Source organism: Mitsuaria sp. TWR114, from assembly GCF_007997345.1.
In genome coordinates this window covers 45,559-66,591 of record NZ_VOSR01000005.1, presented here as the reverse complement: position 1 = coordinate 66,591, position 21,033 = coordinate 45,559, and the positions used below count along the sequence as shown (strand labels likewise).

Sequence of the window (21,033 nt, the reverse complement as noted above, 5' to 3'; positions counted from 1 at the left end):
AACAGCGCCAGCACCTGCTCGGGCGGCAGCTCGAGCTGCCGCGCCTCGGCGGCGGCCTGGGCGAGCACCGGCCGCAGCAGCTCGACGCGACCCCGCGTCTTCATCGCCTTCTGGTGCTGCGCCGCCACCACCATCGGCAGCCCGCGGCGACGCTCCACCAGCCCCTCCGCCTCCATCAGCCCGAAGGCCTTGGAGACCGTCATCGGATTCACCGCCAGCGCCTGCGCCAGCTCGCGCACCGACGGGATCTCCTGACCGGCCACGAGCTGGCCGCTGGCGACGCGGCGGCGCAGTTGCTCGACCAACTGGCGGTAGATCGGCTCGGAAGAGCCGGGGTTGATGCTGAAGAGCAGGTCGGTGTCCATCGGCGGATCGTTGGCGACGTCGACCGGCGTCGTCGACGTGTATCGCTACAGTAATACAGCAGGGAGCGGGACGTCAACCCCGCGCTTGCGGCGCCTGCGGGGCGCTCACTCGATGGCGGCTGGCTCGTCCTCGGTGTGCCGGTCCGGCTCCGAGGCGCGGAGGATTTCGCTCAGGACGGACGTGGCGTAGTTGCCAGCGGGCAGCGAGAAGGTGAGCACCAGTTGATCGGCTTGCGGCCATTCCCACGACATCTCCGCGGGGCTCGCCACCAGGGCGCGGCGCTCCTGGTCCAGGCCAGCGTGCTCCATGCCGTCGCACAGGGTGGCGTGACGCTCGGCCACGCCGTTCTCCAGGGCCTGCGCCTGGTCGGTGGTGCTGACGCGACCCCGTCCCCAGAGCGGCCCGGTGGGCCGGCCCGCTTCGTCCATCACGTCGCCGGGCAGGGTCTGGCCCCAGAGCCCCTGCTGGATGCGCAGCGCCAGCACTTCATTGAAGACGAAGGAGCGCACCGCCGACAGGTAGAGGCCCTTCTTCTTCGGGTTGCGCACGCGGATCTCGCGCGCCAGCATGGCGCGGCCCTGCTCGACGTTGCCGCCGTCGTGGCCGAAGCGCTGGGCGCCGAAGTAGTTGGGCACGCCCTGCGAGGCCACGGCCTGGAGGTTGGCCTCGATGGCGTCGCGGTCGCTGGTCACCTCTCGCAGCACGATGCGGAAGCGGTTGCCCCGCAGATCGCCGGGGCGCAGCTTCTTCACGTGGCGGCTCTGGCTCAGCACCTTGAACTCCGGATGTTGAAGCAGCGTCAGGTCGGGCGTCTCGCCCTTGGGCAGATAGATGCTGAACCACTGGCGGGTGACGGCGTAGCGGTCCTTGAGGCCGGCATAACCGACGTCCCGGTCCTGCACGCCGGCGGCTGCGGCCAGCTGCTGGGCGACGAAGGCGGTGTTGGCGCCGTTCTTCTCGATGTCCAGCCAGAGGTGCTCGCCCTCACCGGAGGGCAGTTGCAGCGGCAGTTCGGTCACGATGAAGTCCTCGTTGAGGCGTTTCAGCGTGGCGCTGGCACCGGTGGCCGGATAGGCGTTGGGCCATTGCGGCAAGGTCGTGTATTGAGGGTCGGTCATGAGCGGTCTGGCGGCACCCGGTGTGAAGGAGGAAAGGCGGTCGAGCCGGCCCGGGGCCGTCGAGGCGGCGATTGTCCCTCGCTGTCCGAATGCCTCGGCGAGCGTCGACGGAAGCGACGGCCATCGCAGCCGCGCGCGGAGAAGCCGCCGCTGGCGGTCGACCCGGGCGCGCGGCTTGCTGAGGCCGGCTGCGCATCCTCCGCGTTCAATGTCCGTCCTCCATGCCGCGTCGTCGTCCTCCCTCGCAACGCACCCTCGAACGCCAGCTACGCAGCTTTGGCTTGCGCACGTGGCGGCCCGGCCAGCGCGAGGTCATCGACCGCGTGCTGCGTGGCCTGAACACGCTGGCGGTGATGCCCACCGGCGCAGGCAAGTCGCTGTGCTATCAACTGCCGGCGGCGCTGCTGCCGGGACGCACGGTGGTCGTGTCGCCGCTGATCGCCTTGATGAAAGACCAGTGCGAGCGACTTGGCGCATTGGGCATCGCTTGCGCGCAGGTCCACAGCGGCCTGCCGGCCGCGGCGCTGTCGGAGCAGGAGACCGCCGCGCTGGACGGCACCGCGCAGGTGGTGCTGCTCACGCCCGAGCGTCTGGAGGACAGCGACTGGGTCGCGCGCCTGGCCGAGCGGCCCACCGACCTGCTGGTCGTCGACGAGGCCCATTGCATTTCCGAATGGGGACACGACTTCCGCCCCGCCTTCCTGCGTCTGGGCGCCGCGCGCAAGGCGCTGGGCGGCCGACGGTGCTGGCGCTGACCGCGACGGCCACCGGCGAGGTGATCGATGACATCGCCCGTCAGCTCGACATCCCGGCCGCCGGCTGCCTGATCGGCGGCAGCTATCGCGCCAATCTGCATTACCGCGTCGAGCCTCTGGCCAACGAGGCGGACAAGCTGCGGCGCCTGATCGAGATCGTCGCGCAGTCACCCGGGAGCGATGCGATCGAGGCTGCGGATGCCGGACCCTCCACCATCGTCTACACCGCGACGGTGAAGTCAGCGCAGGCGCTCCACGAGGCGCTGCTCGCCGCGGGCGTGGCTTCGACGCTCTATCACGGCCGCCTGCGCGCGGCGGCGAGGCACGAGGCGCAGGATCGCTTCATGCGCGGGGAAGTCCGCGTGATGGTCGCGACCAATGCATTCGGCCTGGGCATCGACAAGCCGGACATCCGCCGCATCGTCCATTACCAGTTGCCGGCGGGGCTGGACGTCTATTACCAGGAGTCCGGCCGGGCGGGCCGCGACGGCGAGCGCGCGGACTGCACGCTGCTGTTCGTGTCGGGCGACCGGTCGGTGCAGCAGTTCTTCCTGAATGGCCGCTACCCGGTGCCGGCGGACGCGCAGGCCCTGATCGAGGTGCTGCGCGAGACGCCGCCCGACGAAGCGGGATGGACGCTGGACGCGCTGCATCGCCGTCTTCGGCGGCCGCTCACCAAGCTGCGCGCGCTGGCGGCGCTGCTGGCGGAGGAGGGTTGGCTGTCGACCTCGGACGACAGCCTGCGGCTGGTCGATCCACCGCCGGGCGACGCCCAGGCCCTGCGCGCCTTGATGGGCCGTTATGAAGCGAAAGGCGAGCAGGACCGGCGGCGCCTGGAGCAGATGGTGTCGTATGCGCAGTCGGGGCGCTGCCGGTGGCGGGACATCCTGGAGGCGCTGGACGAGGCGGCGGTCTTCGATCGCTGCCACGGCTGCGACAGCTGCGAGCGGATGGATGCGCATGAGCGCGAGGCGACGGCCGCCTCCGCCTGACGGCGCACCCGCCGTCGCGACCGGCCAAGTTCTTCTCAGCGCCCGTCCAGGTAGGGCGCCTTCCACGCGTCGAACTGCGCTTGCCACTGCGCACGGGCGCGCTCGACCACCGGATCCGGGTCGGTGAGCGGGTCCAGCTGTGCGACCTCGCTGAGCCATTCGCGGTAGTCCTCGATCGCGTCGCTCGCGTAGTCGTCCCCGTCCTCTTCGTCCTCGTCGATGAAGAAGTAGGCGCTCTCGTGGTCGACATACGGCTCGACGTCCAGGCCACTGAGTTGCAGCAACTCGCGCACGTTGCGCGCGATCACCCATTCGCCGCCTTCGTCGCCGAACACGACCACCGGCCATTCCGCCGGCTCGCTGCCGTCATCCGGATTCCACAGCGCGTAGAACGAGCCCGAGCCGTTGGCCACGCCGATGGCCACCAGCCGCTCCAGGAACGCGGGGTCGGCGGACCAGCCGGCCTCCAGGCCGCGCTTCTCATGGTCGGTGAGCCACAGGCTCTGCGTGTACTGCGTCTTGACGACGTTCTGGAAGCCGCCGAGGCGGATGAGGTCCTCGGGCACCGGACGGCCCTGGAAAAGCGCGATGAACTGATGCAGGTCGAGCATGACGGCCCTTCAACATGGAGTCAGCGGGCGACGATAGCGAATCGCCGAGGGCCGTCGGCATGACCTAGGTCGTGGTGCTGCCTGCCACCGGCATCAACCTCGCTCGACGGACGGCTCGCCAAACCACCGCCGAACAGCCTGCTCCAACTCCGCGTCATCGCCGCCGCTGCCAACCCACGCGACGACGCCGTCGGGTCGTACGAGCAATGCGCGCATGCCGAGGTCCTCCTTCACGCCGCTGGCGACATAGGCGATGCGGTCCGTCCAGCCCCGTGACCACTCGCGCAGCGGTGCCGCGGCGTCCATGTCCAACAGCAACCCCTGGCCCGTTTGCAGATGCGTCGCCAGCTTGGTCCCGTCATCCAGCGCCAAGTCCGGCGCGCTTCGGCCGACCAACGGGTGGGCGTCGCCGAGGTCGTGGCGCAGCGTCGCGCCCCAGACGCGTTCGGCGAAATACGTCGCCCCGTCGCGGGTCTCGATGAGGTCGCGCATGATCGCGGCCAGCGCCCGCGTCGCCGGGCTCGGCCGCATCAGCGCCACTTGCGCGCGCGACCAGTCCAGCACCTGGGCGCCGACGGGATGCCGCTCGGCGGTGTAGCTGTCGAGCAGGCCTTCGGGGGCATCGCCGCGGATCGTCGCCGCCAGCTTCCATCCCAGGTTCATGGCGTCGCCGATCCCAAGGTTGAGTCCCTGCCCGCCCAGCGGCGAATGAATGTGGGCGGCATCGCCGGCCAGCAGGATGCGACCGCGGCGATAGGACGTGACCTGGCGGGCCCGGTCGGTCCAGGTCGTGGCGAGGTGGAGCGCCTTGACGCGGACCCCCGTGCCGCTGACGCGGCGAAGCACCGTCTGCACATGCTCAGCGGTGATCGGCGCGGTGCCGTGGAAATGACCGCCATCGAAGTCGACCATCGCGATGACGCCGGGCGGCTGGTAGGTGTACATGCCGGTTGCCGTGTAGTGACGGCCCGGAGCGAGCGCCGCGCCATCGGCCAGGTCCACGTCCACGGAGTAGCCGGTGAACTCCGGCTCGGTGCCGGCGAACTCGAAGCCAGCGGCCTTGCGCACCCGGCTGCGACCGCCGTCGCAGCCCACCAGCCATCGCGCGTGCATCGCCTGGCCGCCAGCCCGCACGCAGACGCTGTCGTCCGACTGCGTCAGGTCCTCCACGCGCACCCCGCGACGGATCTCCACGCCCAGCGCCGTGGCGCGCGCCGCAAGCGCCGATTCGATACGGGCCATGGTGCTGGGCTGGCTCTCGCTGAACGGGCCTGGCAGGCGCCAGGGCCAGCGCGCGGTGTCGATCCTGTCGTGGAAGAACTGGATCCCCGCGAAGTGGCCACCAGGTCGTCGAGGTTGCTGCGCCCATGGCGGCGGCGGCACGGTATCGCCGCTGCCCGCGGTCCCGACGACGGCGTCGAGCAGTCCGCGGCGGTGCAGCGCCTCGAGCGTGGGGATGGACAGGCCGCGGACGCCGAATGGCGGCTGCTTGAGCGGTGAATCGGGGCCGGTGGCCTGCTCGAGCACCAGCACCGAGCAACGGGCGAGCCGGAGCTCGCAGGCCAGCATCAGGCCGACAGGGCCTGCGCCCGCAATGATGACGTCGTGTGGGGGGATCGCGCGCATGGACGTTTCCTCTCTCGTTGACCGTTCGGCCGGAGCGATTCTTCGTCTTGAGAACCCCACCGACGAACCCGGCGATGCAAGACTGCATCGGACGTTCGTCGTGGGGACCCATGCGCGGGCAGAGTCAGAGCTTCCGTGAGGAAGGACCTGGGCTTACCAGACCAGATCTGCCTTTTTCGACGGGCGGAGTGTAGCGCCCCTCCCCGCATTCAACGCATTCAGGGCATCACCGTCCACCCGGACGGCGACCAGCGCAGCAGCACGTCCGTCAGCGGATTGGCGGACTTGCCCATGATCTCGCGCACCTGCGCGCGCAGCGCGTCGATCGTCGCGGCATCGTCGTCGCCGACGTAGAGCACCGTGTCATTGGACGGCGCGGCGACGATCAGCTTGCCCTTCTGCGCGTCGGCCAGCGGCTTCCAGTCGTCGATGAAGACGAGCCGGCTGGGTTGCGGCACCGGACCGTCGAGCTTGCCCACCTCGCCGGGCGCCGCGGGCTTGGCGGTCTGCAGCACCTGCGGCATCGCGTCGTAGGTGTTCTTGCGCGCGGTCTCGCGCACCTGGTCCACCGACAGGTTCAAGGTCTTGTAGTCCTTCTCGCTGATCAGCCGTGAGGCGCGCAGCGTGTCGAAGACCGGCACCGTCACCAGCGGACCGACGAAGGGCCGCGGACGGAAGGTGGTCGCGTCGCCGCCGACCTCGCGCTGCGCCTGCTGCACCGACGCGGCCGTGCGCACCGCCAGCCGCAGCGTCTCGCGCGTGGCCGGGATGGTCGCCGCGCGGAAGGCCTGCGTCCGCGTCTTCACGAAGGCGTTGACGTCGTCGGCGCAATGGCTGCGGTTGCCCTGGCACGCCGCGTAGAGCTTGTCGAGCGGCGTGCGCTCGCTGGCGATGCCCAGCGTCAGCGGCTCGCGGACGACCACGGTCGCATCGCCCAGCTGCAGGCGCAGTTGGCTCGCGACGTATTCGGTGAAGCCGGGCGCATCCGGCGGCACGACCGTCGATTGGGCCTGGGCGCCCATGGCCGCAACACCGAGCCATGCCAGCGCCGCGCAGGCGGCACGCAGGGCAGCGGCGCGCCGGCCAGGGGCGCGGGAAGGACGAAGACGCATGACGGGCATGAGGACCTCCGTGTTTTCATGGGGAGGCCCGGGCTGGGCAAGAGACGCTCCCGCGCCCCTGCCCGCCGGTCGGTCAGGCGCCCTGCACGCGGTACTGGTCCGCCTTCGCGAGGCCCTCCATCGCCGGATCGCTGACCGACGGCGCGCCGGTCTCGATGTGGCCGGCGAAACGGCGCAGGAAGTCGGGCTGGCCGCCGACTCGCACCGACACGTCGTACCAATGCGCGGCAACGGCGACGCCCAGGCGCAGCTCGCTGCGACTGCGCGCCGGCACGTTGACGCTGCGCGGCGCGCCCGTCTGGTACTTGTTGTGGGCGACGCTGAAGGTCGCCGCCACCGGACCGGTGTTGACCAGCGTCAGCACCAGTTCGCCGGTGGCCGGCGCGGCCTGGGCGATCACCTCCGGATTGGGCTGGCCGGCCGCCGCCGCGCGACGCGCGTTGCCGGCGATGTGGCGATGGAAACCGTTCGGGCCGAGGATCCACAGGTCGTAGGCGCCTGTCGTCTGCGGCACGAAGCTGCCGGTGAGCTGCTTGCCCGCCTCGACGGTGTAGCGGCGCGGGATCTCGTTCAGGCGTGTGCGGTCGTAGACGTGGAAGACCGCCGCGGCGGTGCCGGTGTTCTGGAAGGTGACCGCGATCGTCGTCGCATTGGGGCCGGCGCCGGTGCTCAGCGCCGCGGTCGCCTGCAGGTCATAGGGCAGTGGTCGCGCGGGGCGCACGCCGGCGTTCTGCGACGGCAGCTGCAGCGCGCCGGGCACCGGCGGTGTCGTCGTGCCGGGCAGCGCTCGGGCCCGGTTGGCGAGCGCCACGGTGCCGGGCAGCTTCGAGAAGAACTCGCTGTCCTCCGGATCGGCGAAGTTGAAGCACGAGGTCAGGTCGCCCGCGACCGCGCGACGCCACGCGCCGATGTTGGTCTCCTTGACGCCGAAGCGCGCCTCGATGAAGCGCAGCACCGAGGTGTGGTCGGACACCTGCGAATTGACCCAGCCGCCCTTGCTCCACGGCGACACGATGTAGAGCGGCACGCGCGGGCCCATGCCATAGGGACGGTGCAGGTAGGTCGGCGAGGCGCCGTTGAGGATCTCGCAGTACTCGCCGGTGGTGTCCACCGTCGATCCGCCAGCGAGCACCGCCTGTGCCGGGTTGGCGTTCCAGCTCACATAGGACGGCGCGGCCGGCGGCGGCACGTGATCGAAGAAGCCGTCGTTCTCGTCGAAGTTGATGAACAGGACGGTCCTGGCCCACACGTCCGGATTGGCGGTGAGCGCGTCCAGCACCTTGGCGGTGTAGTCCGCGCCCTGCGCCGGGCTGGACGGGCCGGGATGCTCGGAGCCCTCGGCGGTGGCCACGATCCAAGACACCTGCGGCAGGCGGTTGTTGAGCACGTCCTCGCGCAGCAGGTCCAGGTCGCGGGTGGAAATGCCGCGGTCCTTCAGCACCTGTGAGTAGCCCGGGCGGTTGTACCAGCCGTCGCGGAACACCTTGAAGCCGGCCAGCGAGTTGTCGGTGAAGTTGTCCGCCATGTTCTGGTAGACCTGCCAGCTGATGCCGGCCGACTGCAGGCGCTCGGGGTAGGTGGTCCAGGTGTAGTCGTCCAGCGGGTTCGGGTTGAACCAGTCGTGGCTGTTGTCGGTGGACGGGCCGTTGCCCAGGCGCAGCGGGTCGTTGGTGCCGGTCCAGAGGAACAGGCGGTTGGTGTTGGTGCCGGTCTGCGTCGAGCAGTGGTAGGCATCGCAGAGCGTGAACGCGTTGGCGAGGGCGAACTGGAACGGCAGGTCCTGCGCCGTGAAGTGGCCCATCGAGTGGTTCTGCTTGGCCTTGGGCCAGCTGTTCATGCGGCCGTGGTCCCAGGCGGCCTGCGCGTCGGTCCACGAGTGCGGCGTGCCGCTGACGCGCATGAAGGCGAAGTTCTGCGCGGTGTTCAGGTGGAAGGGCGCGATCGCGCCGGGCGCGGCGTTGTTGGCGGTGGGCTGGACCCAGATCGAGCGGCCCTTGACGTTGGCCGAGTCGGCCACCGGCGCGGGGAAGGGGTCGCCGAAGCCGCGCACGCCGTTGAGCGTGCCGAAGTAGTGGTCGAAGGAGCGGTTCTCCTGCGTCAGGATGACGATGTGCTCGACGTCCCGGATCGTGCCGGTGCGCACGGCCGCCGGGATGGACAGCGCGCGGGCGATGGCCGGCGGGAAGCTGGTCATCGCGGCGGTGGCGCCGGCGGTCGTGGCGACCGCGCGGAGGAACTGGCGGCGGGGGGCTTGCTGCTGCGTCATGGCGGGCTCCTCAGGTGGCGGAATGGGAGGCCTGGCGGCGGCGGATCACCAGCGCGGCGACGGCCAGGCCGGCCAGCGCGAGCGCGCCGGAGGCCGGCTCGGGGACGGCGGCGGCGAAGCTCAGGTCGTCCATGACGAAGAAGGCGGGGTCGTTGCTGCGGAACACCAGGCGGTCGACGAGGCCGGTGTAGCCGCTGGCCAGGAAGGCGGGCGTCTCACCCAGATTCAGCGTCGACGTCGAGGCGACCAGCAGGCCGCCGCGGTACAGGTCGATCGCGATGTTGACGCCGTCGAAGCCGGCGAACCAGGCGCCCTGGAAGGTGCTGGGGGTCAGGAAGCCGATGGCGCTGGTGGCGCTGCTGCCGTCGAAGCCGAGCGTGGCGCGGCGGTCGCCCGAATGCGGCGTGTATGGGGCTTGCTCGCCGGCGTACTGGAACCAGGAGCTGGCGACCAGTCCAGGCCGGCGTAGTTGGCGGGGACGATGCCGTCGGTGGCGAGGTCGTCGAAGGTGACGACGGTGGCGGACGCGAACGAGGCGGCCAGGGCCAGCGTCAGCGGCAGGCAGACGCGGGCGAAGTGGCGGGCAAGAGGCTTGCGCATGAGGACTCCAGGGAGGTCGGGATGGGGATTGCCACCGCGGCGCGGCACGCACGGGCCCGACTGGAGGGTCAGGCCTTGACGGCGCAGGGGCGGTGGAACGCGGCGGATGTTCAGAGGCCGAGGTGACAGACCGGTGAACGGTCGATGTCATCGACAGGCTGGGCACCCACCCCGGGCGGCGCTGTCGCCCGAAGCGGGGGCGCGTCCCCGAACCGACGCGCGGCTGTCATGTAACCCTGGGTGTTGCGCGTCTGCGAGCAAGGGTGTCGACGGTGACGCGATGCATCGCCGGGCCACCTGTCGCGGGCCTGACGGACACCCCCATGATCAGGATGCGCAGGGGGACCCGCCTCCCTCGATCAGTTCCCCCATCGATCCCGCAATTCGGAGGAAAGACACGCGGCCGGCGGCTGCCGACACTGCAGGCCTTCGGGTCATGGGACCCGCACGAAGGAGCCGCTCATGAGCGCCAGGACCCGATATGCCTTCAACGATCCTCCTCTTCAGGAACCAGCCATGAACATGACGAGCCCAACGACGCACCGCAGCGAGCGAGCAGCGCTCACCCCCTCCGCCCACCAGGACCCCGCCGACTTCGAAGCGTTGGTCCATGCCTTGCAGCACCCTCACCTGGTCTTCGGCGACGCGGCTGATCCCGATCTCGTCGCGAGGTGCGAACTGGCCGATTGGGAAGGATCCGCCGCTGCGTTGAAGCGCGTGCTCCAGCGAAGCGGACTGACAGCGGCGAACGCCCTGCAGCTGCTGCGCCTGGCCGGCGATTTCACCCGCCTCCACCACATCCGCCTTGACGGCGCGCCGTGGTTCTGCACCTTCGAAATGGACGACGACTGCTGGGTGCGGTACGACGTCCACACCTGCCTGGACTATGACCACGCCTCGATCTGGGACAGCCGGTATGACGACCTCCTGACGAAACACAACCTGGATCGCGAGCGCTTCTATCTGCGCTTCCTCGACAGCGGCCCGCGCTGAAACGCCAGAGGCTCAGGAGGACTCATGTTCCACAAGGCTCATGACTGGCTGCGCCTGGCGCGCGAACTGGCGCGCCATACCGATGAAGCAGCCCAACGATCGGCAATCAGCCGCGCCTACTACGCGGCCTATCACCGTTGTCTCGCTTGGGAGAAGCAGCTCCCCTCGCTGGGACAAGACGCTGGCTTGCATGGTGTACATGCGCGTCTCATCTCGCGGCTGCATCACCCCCACGGGGCCTGCAGTCGCCACCAGGCAAAGCGATCAAGGAACCTCGCCCGCCTGTTGCGGGAGCAACGGCAACGGAGGACGACGGCCGACTATGAATGGGACGATCCCATATCGCCAACAGCAGTGGACAAGCAATTGAGGGCGGCAGCTCGCGTGCTGAGCGACTGCGACAGGTCGGCCGCCGACCGCTCGCAACTGCAGGCACCTACTGCCGGCCCTCGGCGAAGCGCTGATACCAAGCCACCGCATCGGCATTCGCCATCGCATCGCGCTTCATGACCTGTTCGGCCGCGGCGCCGAGCAGCAGCTTCTTGATCGGCAGCTCCATCTTCTTGCCCGACAGCGTCCGCGGAATCGCGGTCACCTGGTGGATCTCGTCCGGCACATGCCGCGCCGACAGCGCCTTCTTGATCGACGCCCGCAGCCGCTGCTCCAGGTCCGCCTCCAGCGCCACCCCGTCCCGCAACTGCACGAACAGCAGCAGGCAGCTCGGCCGTCCGAGGTACTCCAGGTCCACCACTAGGCTGTCCAGCACCTCCGGGTGCGCCTCCACGGCGCGATACAGCTCGGCCGTTCCCATGCGGATGCCATGCCGGTTGATCGTCGCGTCCGAGCGCCCGTAGATGATCCCGCCGCCCGACGGCGTGATCCGCAGCCAGTCGCCATGCCGCCAGATCCCCTCGCCATTCGGGCCGCGGTACATGTCGAAGTAGCTCGACAGGTAGCGCTCGTTGTCTTGGTCGCCCCAGAAGTACAAGGGCATCGACGGCATCGGCCGCGTGCAGACCAGCTCGCCGACCTCGTCGACCAGCGCGCGGCCCTGGCCCTGCGCGTCGGCCTCCGAGAACGCATGCACCGCTGCGCCCAGGCTCCGCACCTGCATCTGGCCGCGCACCAGCGGCTCGGTGATCAGGCCGGTCAGAAAGGCGCCGGCGAAGTCGGTACCGCCGCTGATGATGCAGATCCAGATGGGCTGCCCGTCCGGCTTGGGGCAGTGCGCCCAGATCCAGTCGTAGCTTTCGTCCGCCAGCGGACTGCCGGTGCTGCCGACCGCGCGCAGGCGGCTCAGGTCGCCATGGCGCAGGGGCTCGACGCCCGCCTTCAGGCAGCTCGCGTAGAACGCCGCCCCCGCACCGAAGAAGGTCGCGCCCGACAAGGCCACGAAGCGCCACAGCGTGCTCCAGTCCGGCGCGTCCTTCGGGCCGGCGGGACTGCCGTCGAACAGGCAGATCGTCGTGCCGCCCATCAGCGCGCCGACCTGGCAGTTCCACATGATCCAGCCCGTCGAGCTGTACCAGTGGAAGCGGTCGCCGGTGTCCACCGTCGCGCCGACGTTGTTGTGGATGGACCCCTTGAGCATCTCCAGCAGCACGCCGCCGTGCCCGTGCACGATGGGCTTGGGCAGGCCGGTCGTGCCGCTGGAGTAGACGATCCACAGCGGATGGTCGAAGGGCACCGGCTCCGGCGCGCGCGACACCGGATGGGCGACCAGGTCGTCCCAGCGATGCGCACGCCGCGCCGGCCGCCCGAGCCGGCGTCCCGTGCCAGCGACGCGGGATCCGCCCGCGGGTCGAGGTTGGCCAGCAGCACGACATCGCCCACCGTGGGCAGCTCGTCGAGCAGCTGCGCCAGCATGCCCATGCGGTCGATCTCCTGGCCGGCGTAGCGCACGCCGTCGGCGGCGATCAGCACGCGGGGCTCGATCTGACGGAAACGGTCCAGCACCGCCACCGGTCCCATGTCCGGCGAGCACACCGACCAGACCGCGCCGAGGCTGGCCACCGCGAGGAAGGCCACCGCCGTCGCCGGCACGTTGGGCAGGTAGGCGACGACTCGATCGCCGCGGCGCACGCCGAGCTCGTGCAGCGCGGCCGCCAGCGCGCCGACCTGGCGCTGGAGCGCCGGCCAGCTCAGTTCGCCGAGTTCGCCCCGGGCCAGCATCGCCTCGTCGGCATGCACGATGGCCGGGTGGCCGGCTGCGTCGGCCGCGTCGACGTGGCGCAGCGCCTGCGCCGCGACATTCAGCGTGGCGCCGCGGAACCACACCGCGCCCGGCATGCGCTCCTCGCAGAGCGCCGCTTCGAACGGCGTGGATGAGCGCAGGTCGAAGTGGTCCCAGATGCTGCGCCAGAACGCGTCCAGCTCCGTCACCGACCAGGCCCACAGCGAGGCGTAGTCATCGAAGACCAGGCCGCGCTGCTCGCGCAGGAAGCGGCGGTAGTGGTCGATCTGCGGCGTCGGGACCATGCGACTCTCCTTGTCGAGGTCGGGAAGGTAGCGCAGATCCGGCAGGGGGCGCGTCACGCGTGCGACCGGGAGTGAGAGTCAGCGCGGGGGCCGCTTCGTCGTGTCGATGTCGACGTAGGGCCAGAAGATCTGGTTGAAGTACGGCCGGCGGAAGCCGATCAGCCAGGGCTGGGCCAGGTCGTTGACGATCCGGTGCACGCGGAACTTCTGCGGCATGTAGGCGGTCAGCAGCTTCTGCGCATCGCGCAGCAGCGCGGCGCGCTCCGGGCCATCGGGCAGCACCATCATGCGGCGATAGATCTCGTCGTAGCGCTCCAGCTTGAAGCGGCCCAGGTTCTGCCCGCCCGAGGCCGGCCCGTACATCAGCTCCAGCCCGAGCTGCGCATCCGGCGTCGAGCTGTTGAAGCCCAGCTGCCAGATCATGAGTTGCCCGGCGCGCGCCGACTTCAGGTTTTCCGGCCACTGCGCGGTCCGGATGCGGATCTGCACGCCCAGCTTGTCCATGTCGCGCTTCCACAGCTCGTCGTAGGGCTTGGAGCGCGAGTCCGGCGAGGACGCGATCTCCAGCACCAGCGGGCGGCCGTCGGGCTGATCGCGCCAGCCGTCGCCGTCCTTGTCGACATAACCATAGGTGTCGAGCAGCGCCTTGGCGCGCGCCAGGTCGAAGTCGCCGTTCTCGCTCTTGTAGTCGGGGTCGTAACCCCAGGTCATCGGCGCCACGACCGACTGCGCCGGCACCGCCTGGTGGCGGCGCGTGCGTGTGATCTCGGTGGCGATGTCCGTCGCCAGGCCGATCGCGCGCCGCAGCGCGACCTTGTCCGGCGTGTAGCCGCCGACCGTCGGATCTTCCATGTTGAAGTAGTACATCGTGCGGTCGCTGGCCAGCACGCTGTAGAGCTGGATGCCATGCTTCTGCAGGTTGGGCGCGATCCTGCCGTGCGGCGCCGCCACCTCCGCGTACTCCTCGGGCAGCAGGTAGAGCAGGTCGAACTCGCGGTTCAGGAAGGACAGCCAGCGCGGCTGGCCCTCCTCGATGATGCTGATCTCGACCGCGTCGATCATCGGCAGCTTGCGGCCCTTGAAGCGCGCCAGCAGCGCCTGGCCCTCGGCATCGCCGGGATTGGGCTGGGCGTCGTAGAACACGTCGCGGTAGCCGGGGTTGCGCACCAGGCGGATCAGCGAACTGCGCCGCCAGCGGTCCAGCATGAAGGGCCCGGTGCCCACCGGGTGCTCCATCGTCTTGCCGGCATAGGCCTCGATGACCTCGCGCGCGACCGCGCCGTAGGTGTCGCCGCCGGCCAGGTTGTAGAGGAAGCGCGGACGCGGCTCGGCGAGCCGGAACTGCAGCGTGTAGCGGTCCAGCGCGCGCACGCCCTCGACCGGCCGGTCGTAGTCGAACGGGCGCTTGCTCTTCAGCGCCTCCACCCGCAACTCCTCCAGCCCGAGGATCCCTTCCTGCTTGAAGGTCGAGTACAGCGGCGCCTTGGTCGCGGGGTCGTAGAAGCGCTTGAGGCTGTAGACGTAGTCCTCGGCGGTCAGCTCGCGGCGCCGGCCCTTGAAGGCCGGGTCGTCGGCGAAGTAGATGCCGGGCCGCAGCCGGATCGTCCAGGTGCGGAAATCGTCGGACACCTCCGGCATCGCCGCGGCCGTGTTGGGCTTGAGCTTGAACGGCCGCGCCAGGTAGTCGTAGTTGTAGAGCGATTCGAAGATGTGGGCGGTGACGATGCGCGAATACAGGTCGCTCAGCTGCGCCGGATCGAAGCCGGTCTCGGCCACCAGGAAGGCGTAGCGCAGCACTTTCTCCGGCTGTGCCGCGGGCGTCTGGACCGAGGGCGAGCCGCCCGCCGGCGGCGGGGACGCCGCGGCGCCGGCGCTCGTCGCGACGGCCAGCGAGGCCGCCATCAGCCCCAGCGTCCAGGCTCCGCGGCGCATCGCGCCGGTGATCCGATCAAGGAAGACGCCGTGCGGGACGGCATTCGGAGCGGGGCGGCGTGCGCGCATGGACGTCGGGACCTCGGAGGCTAGTGCTTGAACTTCGCGGCGGCGTCGGGATCGCTGTCCACGTACTCCCACCAGTTCTGCCAGAACTGCGGCCGGCGGTAGCCGATGAGCTGTGGCTGGGCGATGTCGGTGATGAAGCGGTGGCCGCGGTACTTGTAAGGCATGTAGGCGGTGGCGTAGCGCTTGGTCTCGTCGAAGATCTTGAGCCGCTCCGGCCCGTCGGGCAGGTGCGAGGCCTCGTCGTAGAGCTTGTCGACGGCCGGCAGCCGGAAGCGCGCGTAGTTCTGAGCGCCGATCTGGCCGCTGTACATGCGCGCCAGCGAGTCCTGTCCATCGGGCTTGGCCGCCGAAGTCGCCAGCGACCAGATCTGGTAGCGACCGGCCCGCAGCGCCTTGAGGTTCTCGGGCCACTTGGCCGGCTTGAACGCGATGCGCAGCCCCACCGCGTTGAGGTTCTTCTGGACGATCTCGTCGATCTGGCGCTGGAACTGCTCGGGCGTCGTCAGGCTCTCCAGCACCAGCGGCGAGCCGTCGGGCCGGTCGCGCCAGCCGTCGCCGTCCTTGTCGACATAGCCGTACAGGTCCAGCAGCGCCTTGGCGCGCGCCGGGTCGAAGCTGCTCATGTCGCTCTTGAACGCCGGGTCGTAGCCGGTCGTGCCCGGCATGTAGAGCGACTGGGCCGGGATCGCCTGGCCGCGGCGCACCAGCCGCAATTCGCGCTCGACATCGATGGCCAGCGCGATCGCCCGGCGCAGCGCGATCTTGTCCGGCGTGTAGCCGCCCACCAACGGGTCCTCCAGGTTGAACACGGTGAACAGCACGTCCGAGGCCACGGTCCGGTAGGCATGCTTGCCCTGCTTGGCGAGGTTGGGCGCCAGCTTGCCGTTGGGCATCGCCTGGTTGATGAAATCTTCCGGCGTGCGCTCGATGAAGTCGTATTCGCCATTGAGGAAGGACAGCCAGCGCGGCTGGTTCTCCTCGATGACGCCGATCTCGACGCGATCGATCATCGGCAGGCGGCGGCCCTTGAAGCGCGCCTTGAGCGCCTGGCCCTCGGCATCGTCCGGCGCGGGATCGACCTCCTGGTCGTAGAAGCGCTCGCGGTAATGCGGGTTGCGCTCCAGCACCATCAGCGAGCTGCGCCGCCACTGCTTGAGCACGAAGGGCCCCGTGCCCACCGGATGCGCCATCGAGTCGCCCGGATAAGCCTCGATCACCTCGCGCGCGACGGCGCCATACAGGTCGCCCTGCGCGAAGACCTCCATCAGGCGCGGCCGCGTCTCCTTGGTCCGGAACTGCAGCGTGTAGCGGTCCAGCGCACGCAGGCCCTCGATGGGCTTGTCGTAGTCGAAGGGCTTGCCGGACTTGCGGACCTGCGCGTGGTATTCGTTGAGCCCGAGCAGCTCGAGCTCCTCCACCTCGCTCCACGACGGCGAGGCCACGGCCGGATCGGCGAAGCGCTTGAAGGTGTAGACGTAGTCCTCGGCCGTCAGCTCCCGGCGCCTGCCCTTGAAGGCGGGATCGTCCGAGAAATAGATGCCCGGCCGCAGCTTGACCGTCCACAGCTTGTAGTCGTCGGCGCTCTCCGGCAGCGCGCCGCGGTCAGCGGTTTCATCTTCGCGGGACGCGCCAGCTGGTCGTAGGTGTAGAGCCCCTCGAACATGTGGGGCGTGACCATGCGCGAATAGAGGTCGCTGACCTTGGCCGGATCGAAGCCGGTCTCGGCGACGCGGAAGGCGTAGCGCAGCACCTTCGGCGCCGAGGCCGCGGAGGCCGGGGAAGGTGCGGGCGCGCTCGCGCCGTCCGCCGCCTGCGCGGGGCTCAGGCCGGCCAGCGCCAGCAGGGACGCGAGGACGGCCCCGCGCAGGTTCGAGGACAGGCGTCGGGCGCGGATCGTCGTCATGGCGGGGCGGTCGTCGAAGCGCTCAGGGCTTCTTGTTCACATGGGCCTTGGCCAGCGCGTCGGTGTCGATGTCGACGAAGGTGTAGAAGTCGCGCTGGTAGAGGTTCTTGTCGTAGCCCAGCACCCACGGCTGGGTGATGTCGGTGTAGATGCGGTGCACCTCGACCTTGTAGGGCATGTAGGCCGTCAGCAGCCGCTGCGCGTCCTGCATCACCGCGACGCGCTCGGGACCATCGGCCATCGAATGCTGCTTGCGGTACAGCGCGTTGAACTCGGGCAGGTCGAAGCGGGCCTTGTTCGACTGCCCCTTGCTGCCGCCGTAGGCCAGGCCCAGGAAGTTCTCGCCGTCGGGGATGTCGGCGCTCCAGCCCATGCCCCACATCTGCAGCTTGCCGGCGTTGGCGGCCTTCAGGTTCTCGGGCCACTTGGCGATCTTGAACTTGATGCGCACCTTCAGCGCATCCATGTCCTTCTGCCACAGCTCGACGAGCTGGCGGTTGCGGCCGTCGGGCTGGGTCGCGTACTCGAGCACCAGCGGGCTGCCGTCGGGCAGGTCGCGCCAGCCGTCGCCGTCCTTGTCGACATAGCCATACAGGTCCAGCAGCGCCTTGGCGCGGGCCGGGTCGTACTGGCTCATCTCGGTTTTGAAGGCCTTGTCGTAGCCGGTCACGCCCGGCGAGATGATGCCCTGCGCCGGGATCGCCTGGCCCTTGCGAGGCAGCCGCACCTGGCGCTCGACGTCCACGCCCAGCGCGATCGCGCGGCGCAGCGCGATCTTCTCCGGCGTGTAGCCGCCGACGACCGGGTCCTCCATGTTGAAGTAGGACGCCGAGATGTCCGCGCGTTCGTAGCGGATTGCCCGCATGCCATCCTTGGCGAGGTTGGGCGCGAGCTTGTTCTGCGGGATCGCCACCGGCGCGAAGTCCTCCGGCAGCTCGTCCATGAAGTCGAATTCCTTGCGCAGGAAGGCGAGCCAGCGCGGCTGGGATTCCTCGATCACCGAGATCTCGACCCGGTCCACCATCGGCAGCTTGCGGCCCTGCAGCTTCTTGACCGCCTCGACCAGCGCGGCCGGGCGGTCCGGGCCGACCTCCTCGTGATAGCGCACGTCGCGGAAGTTGGGGTTCTTCTCCAGCACCATGCGCGAGGAGCGGCGCCACTCGGCCAGGCGCCAGGCGCCGGTGCCCACGGGGTGTTCCATGATGCGGTCGCCGTAGGCCTCGACGACCTCGCGCGCGACGATGCCCACCATCGGATCGGCGAAGTGGTACAGGAAGCGCGGATCGCTGTTGGCGACGCGGATCTCGACCGTGTAGCGGTCCAGCGCGCGCACGCCGTCGACGGGGCGCGCGTAGTCGAACGGCGTCTTGTTCTTCAGCGCCTCGGCGCGCACCTCGGACAGGCCCAGGATCTTCGCGCCCTCCAGGCGGTAGAGGTGGCCGCTCTTGTTGCGCGGGTCGTAGTGGCGCTTGACGGTGTAGACCAGGTCCTCGGCCACCAGTTCGCGCTTGTGGCCCTTGAACGCCGGATCGTCGGCGAAGTAGATGCCGGGCTTGATCTTGAAGACGAAGCGCTTGTGGTCGTCGAAGACCTCGGGCAGCCCGTCGGTGATGTTGGGCTCGAGCCGGTAGGGCCGCCCCAGGAAGCTGTAGCGCAGCGGCGCGTCGAAGATCGCCGAGGTCACGTTGCGCGAGTACAGGTCGGTGACCTGCACCGGATCGAAACCGGTCTCCGCCACGCGGATCGCGTAGCGCAGCACCTTGGGCGCGGGGGTGGCGGCCTCGTCGGCGGCGCGGGCGGTCGACGGGATCACCGTGAACATCGCCAAGGCCGCGAGGGATGCCGAAAGTAAGAGCGCCTGGGATTGTGTCCCGGCCATGCCGCGTCGCATCTGGAAGCCGTCCTTGAATTCGAAAGCGCGCCAGTCTAGTGGGCGATGTCCGCGCCCGCCATGCCAACAACCCCGAGAGCGGGACCTGCCCCGTCGCCAGGGCGCACTGCGGATGGATGCGCCTGCTTCCACGAGCGTGCTTCATCAGTTTTCTTCGATGGATTCAGGGCAAATGCCGGTGCGGCGGCGAGAGGCGCTCACGTAGACTCGCGCGTGATTTTTCGACCCGCAGGCCCCGGCCGTCACAAGCGTCCGGGGTTTGTCTTTATCGGTCGCCGGACGCTCGCGCGATCCCGGCGGCGCTTGCTTGGAGTCCCGCGGTCATGGCGGCATATCTCATCAGGCGCCTGTGGCAAATGATCCCCACGCTGTTGGGCGTCGTGCTGCTGGTGTTCTTCCTCTTCAAATGGTTTGGCGGCGATCCCGCCGAAGTGCTGGGCGGCCTGAACGCCAGCCAGGACCAGATCGAAGCCATCCGCGAGCAGCTCGGCCTGAACAAGCCGGTGTGGGAACAGCTGCTGATCTTCCTGCAGCAGATCGTGACCTTCGACTGGGGCAAGAGCTGGGCGACCAACGAGTCGGTGGCCAACCTCTTCGCCACACGCATGCCGGCCACGCTGACGGTGATGCTGCCCATCCTGGTGCTGGAGGTGATCCTGGCGATCCCCTTCGCGCTGGCCGTGGCCTACATGCGGGGCAGCCTGACCGACCGCGCGGTGATGATCCTGACGACGGTGGCGGTGTCGATCTCGCTGCTGGTCTACGTGATCGTGGCGCAGTACGTCTTCGCCTTCCGGCTGGGCTGGTTCCCGGTGCAGGGCTGGAGCGACTCGCTGTGGACCAACCTGACGACCTACGCGCCGCTGCCGGTGCTGGTCGCGGTGGCGGTGGCGCTGTCGCCGTACACGCGGCTGTACCGCACCTTCTTCCTCGACGAGATCGGCCACGAGTACGTCCGCACCGCGCGCGCCAAGGGCCTGACCGAGAAGACCATCCTGCTCAAGCATGTGCTGCGCAACGCGATGATCCCGATCATGACCAACATCTCGGTGGCGCTGCCCGGCGTGTTCGTCGGCTCCTTCCTGCTGGAGGTCTTCTTCTCGATCCCGGGCCTGGGCCGCGAGATCCTGCTGGCGGTCAACCGCAACGACTATCCGGTGATCCAGGCCTTCGCGATCTACATCGCGGCGCTGACGATGGTGGTGAACCTCGTCACCGACCTCCTCTACAAGCTGGTTGACCCCCGGGTGGTCCTCAAATGAGCGCAGTGCTGTCCAACCAGGCCGCGGTCGCGGCGCCGAAGCGCTCGCAGGGCGTGTGGGCCGCTTCGTGGCGGCGCCTGAAGTCCGACAAGGTCGGCGTGTTCTCGATGGTGGTGGTGGCGCTGTCGCTGCTGCTGGTGCTGGCCGCCGGCCTGGGCCTGGTGGCCCGCGACTGGCAGAAGGAGACCGGCGTGCCCAACGCGCCGCCGACCTTCATGGGCCCCGCGCCCGCCGAGGCGGCCGGCGCGATCGCCCAGCCCAAGGGGCCGAACGTCGACCTCAGCGACATCGACCCGCTCGCGCCCAAGTACGCCGAGTGGACCGAACGGGCCAAGCAGTACAAGACCGACGAGGCGCCGCCCGCGCAGACGCTGGCCTTCGGCGCGGACCGGCTGGGCCGCGACGTGCTGGCCAAGGCGATCAAGGGCGCCGAGATCTCCATCATGGTGGGCGTGCTGGCGGCGCTGGTGGCCACCCTCATCGGCACGGTGCTCGGCGCGCTGTCGGGCTTCTACGGCGGCAAGGTCGGCGACTTCCTGGAGTGGGTCTACAACGTCTTCACGGCGATGCCCAACATCCTGCTGATCTTCGCGTTCGCCGTCGTCTTCGGCCGCGGCGTGCTGCCGGTGGTGATGATCCTGGGCCTGGCGGGCTGGACCGGCATCTACCGCCTGGTGCGCGCCGAGTTCATGAAGCACTCGGTGCGCGAGTACGTGCGCAGCGCCGAGGCCATCGGCGCGAGCAAGGCCTCGCGCATGTTCAAGCACATCCTGCCCAACGTGTCGCACGTGGCGCTGGTGCAGCTGTCGCTGCACGTCGTGGGCTTCATCAAGAGCGAGGTCATCCTGTCCTACCTGGGCCTGGGCGTGAGCGTGGACCAGGTGTCCTGGGGCACGATGCTGGCGGAAGCCCAGAGCGAGCTGATCCTGGGCTACTGGTGGCAGCTGGCCGCGGTGACCGGTTTCATGGCGGTGTTCGTCACCGCGTTCGCCCTCTTCACGGATGCGCTGCGCGACGCGCTCGATCCCAAACTGCGCGGTCTGGAGTAAC

Annotated in this window: 17 protein-coding genes and 1 pseudogene; 5 read left to right on the top strand and 13 right to left on the bottom strand. The window is 69.3% G+C overall.

Going from position 1 to position 21,033, the window contains the following annotated elements; genetic code table 11:
• Positions 1-365, bottom strand: a 365-nt coding sequence (locus FUT87_RS00570; RefSeq protein WP_147239735.1) for a GntR family transcriptional regulator, incomplete at its 3' end; no start/stop codon positions are given.
• Positions 366-470: 105 nt separating this feature from the next.
• Complete coding sequence (gene truD / locus FUT87_RS00565; protein WP_147239734.1) at positions 471-1,484, bottom strand: tRNA pseudouridine(13) synthase TruD; 1,014 nt, start codon at positions 1,482-1,484, stop codon at positions 471-473.
• Between the two features lie 281 nt (positions 1,485-1,765).
• Here truD and FUT87_RS00560 point away from each other — a divergent pair, with 281 nt between their 5' ends.
• Positions 1,766-2,239 (top strand): DEAD/DEAH box helicase, encoded by a 474-nt coding sequence (locus tag FUT87_RS00560; protein WP_186830290.1) that lies wholly within the window; start codon positions 1,766-1,768, stop codon positions 2,237-2,239.
• On the top strand, positions 2,227-3,231 hold the full coding sequence (locus FUT87_RS00555; protein ID WP_186830289.1) for a helicase-related protein: 1,005 nt from the start codon (positions 2,227-2,229) through the stop codon (positions 3,229-3,231). Before FUT87_RS00560 ends, FUT87_RS00555 begins: the two co-directional genes overlap by 13 nt.
• A gap of 35 nt (positions 3,232-3,266) precedes the next feature.
• On the opposite strand, the gene FUT87_RS00550 is transcribed toward FUT87_RS00555, so the two are convergent.
• The 5 genes from FUT87_RS00550 to FUT87_RS00530 form a co-directional block, all read right to left on the bottom strand.
• Entirely contained in the window at positions 3,267-3,842 is a 576-nt protein-coding gene (locus tag FUT87_RS00550; RefSeq protein ID WP_147239731.1) for a hypothetical protein, read from the bottom strand.
• 93 nt (positions 3,843-3,935) lie between these two features.
• Positions 3,936-5,468 carry an FAD-dependent monooxygenase gene (locus FUT87_RS00545; RefSeq protein WP_147239730.1) on the bottom strand — a complete coding sequence of 511 codons (1,533 nt, stop codon included), beginning with the start codon at positions 5,466-5,468 and terminating at the stop codon, positions 3,936-3,938.
• A 218-nt stretch (positions 5,469-5,686) separates the two neighbouring features.
• On the bottom strand, positions 5,687-6,490 hold the full coding sequence (locus tag FUT87_RS00540) for a hypothetical protein (RefSeq protein WP_147239729.1): 804 nt from the start codon (positions 6,488-6,490) through the stop codon (positions 5,687-5,689).
• A gap of 172 nt (positions 6,491-6,662) precedes the next feature.
• Positions 6,663-8,855: a phosphocholine-specific phospholipase C gene (locus FUT87_RS00535; RefSeq protein WP_147239728.1), complete on the bottom strand. Its 2,193-nt coding sequence runs from the start codon at positions 8,853-8,855 to the stop codon at positions 6,663-6,665.
• 10 nt (positions 8,856-8,865) lie between these two features.
• The gene (locus FUT87_RS00530; protein WP_222617011.1) at positions 8,866-9,507 is read right to left on the bottom strand and encodes a PEP-CTERM sorting domain-containing protein; all 642 of its coding nucleotides are present in this window, start codon (positions 9,505-9,507) and stop codon (positions 8,866-8,868) included.
• A 410-nt stretch (positions 9,508-9,917) separates the two neighbouring features.
• Here FUT87_RS00530 and FUT87_RS00525 point away from each other — a divergent pair, with 410 nt between their 5' ends.
• The gene (locus FUT87_RS00525) at positions 9,918-10,448 is read left to right on the top strand and encodes a hypothetical protein (RefSeq protein ID WP_147239726.1); all 531 of its coding nucleotides are present in this window, start codon (positions 9,918-9,920) and stop codon (positions 10,446-10,448) included.
• Between the two features lie 436 nt (positions 10,449-10,884).
• Here FUT87_RS00525 and FUT87_RS31520 read toward each other — a convergent pair whose 3' ends face one another.
• From FUT87_RS31520 to FUT87_RS00505, 6 genes and pseudogenes are all read right to left on the bottom strand, one after another.
• Complete coding sequence (locus FUT87_RS31520; RefSeq protein ID WP_404935334.1) at positions 10,885-12,156, bottom strand: AMP-binding protein; 1,272 nt, start codon at positions 12,154-12,156, stop codon at positions 10,885-10,887.
• Between the two features lie 146 nt (positions 12,157-12,302).
• Positions 12,303-12,926 (bottom strand): annotated as a pseudogene (locus FUT87_RS31515) (AMP-binding protein); the annotation flags it as partial.
• A 78-nt stretch (positions 12,927-13,004) separates the two neighbouring features.
• Positions 13,005-14,927 (bottom strand): ABC transporter substrate-binding protein, encoded by a 1,923-nt coding sequence (locus tag FUT87_RS00515; protein WP_255511596.1) that lies wholly within the window; start codon positions 14,925-14,927, stop codon positions 13,005-13,007.
• Between the two features lie 20 nt (positions 14,928-14,947).
• Positions 14,948-16,465 carry an ABC transporter substrate-binding protein gene (locus tag FUT87_RS00510; protein ID WP_255511597.1) on the bottom strand — a complete coding sequence of 506 codons (1,518 nt, stop codon included), beginning with the start codon at positions 16,463-16,465 and terminating at the stop codon, positions 14,948-14,950.
• Positions 16,417-16,830 carry a hypothetical protein gene (locus FUT87_RS30155; RefSeq protein ID WP_255511595.1) on the bottom strand — a complete coding sequence of 138 codons (414 nt, stop codon included), beginning with the start codon at positions 16,828-16,830 and terminating at the stop codon, positions 16,417-16,419. Before FUT87_RS30155 ends, FUT87_RS00510 begins: the two co-directional genes overlap by 49 nt.
• A gap of 22 nt (positions 16,831-16,852) precedes the next feature.
• Positions 16,853-18,652, bottom strand: a complete 1,800-nt coding sequence (locus FUT87_RS00505; protein WP_091730518.1) for an ABC transporter substrate-binding protein — start codon at positions 18,650-18,652, stop codon at positions 16,853-16,855.
• A 392-nt stretch (positions 18,653-19,044) separates the two neighbouring features.
• Between FUT87_RS00505 and FUT87_RS00500 the strand changes: the two genes are divergently transcribed.
• Positions 19,045-19,983 carry an ABC transporter permease gene (locus tag FUT87_RS00500; protein ID WP_147239725.1) on the top strand — a complete coding sequence of 313 codons (939 nt, stop codon included), beginning with the start codon at positions 19,045-19,047 and terminating at the stop codon, positions 19,981-19,983.
• The gene (locus FUT87_RS00495) at positions 19,980-21,032 is read left to right on the top strand and encodes an ABC transporter permease (RefSeq protein WP_186830288.1); all 1,053 of its coding nucleotides are present in this window, start codon (positions 19,980-19,982) and stop codon (positions 21,030-21,032) included. Before FUT87_RS00500 ends, FUT87_RS00495 begins: the two co-directional genes overlap by 4 nt.
• The last annotated feature ends 1 nt before the right edge of the window (position 21,033 follow it).

What these genes read in the sequence shown, in the direction of transcription:
- FUT87_RS00505 (WP_091730518.1), bottom strand. Translation starts at nt 18,652, where the DNA reads ATGTTCACGGTGATCCCGTCGACCGCCCGCGCCGCCGACGAGGCCGCC.
- FUT87_RS00500 (WP_147239725.1), top strand. Translation starts at nt 19,045, where the DNA reads ATGGCGGCATATCTCATCAGGCGCCTGTGGCAAATGATCCCCACGCTG.
- FUT87_RS00535 (WP_147239728.1), bottom strand. Translation starts at nt 8,855, where the DNA reads ATGACGCAGCAGCAAGCCCCCCGCCGCCAGTTCCTCCGCGCGGTCGCC.
- FUT87_RS30155 (WP_255511595.1), bottom strand. Translation starts at nt 16,830, where the DNA reads ATGACGACGATCCGCGCCCGACGCCTGTCCTCGAACCTGCGCGGGGCC.
- FUT87_RS00515 (WP_255511596.1), bottom strand. Translation starts at nt 14,927, where the DNA reads ATGCGCGCACGCCGCCCCGCTCCGAATGCCGTCCCGCACGGCGTCTTC.
- FUT87_RS00525 (WP_147239726.1), top strand. Translation starts at nt 9,918, where the DNA reads ATGAGCGCCAGGACCCGATATGCCTTCAACGATCCTCCTCTTCAGGAA.
- FUT87_RS00495 (WP_186830288.1), top strand. Translation starts at nt 19,980, where the DNA reads ATGAGCGCAGTGCTGTCCAACCAGGCCGCGGTCGCGGCGCCGAAGCGC.
- FUT87_RS00545 (WP_147239730.1), bottom strand. Translation starts at nt 5,468, where the DNA reads ATGCGCGCGATCCCCCCACACGACGTCATCATTGCGGGCGCAGGCCCT.
- truD (WP_147239734.1), bottom strand. Translation starts at nt 1,484, where the DNA reads ATGACCGACCCTCAATACACGACCTTGCCGCAATGGCCCAACGCCTAT.
- FUT87_RS00540 (WP_147239729.1), bottom strand. Translation starts at nt 6,490, where the DNA reads ATGGGCGCCCAGGCCCAATCGACGGTCGTGCCGCCGGATGCGCCCGGC.
- FUT87_RS00550 (WP_147239731.1), bottom strand. Translation starts at nt 3,842, where the DNA reads ATGCTCGACCTGCATCAGTTCATCGCGCTTTTCCAGGGCCGTCCGGTG.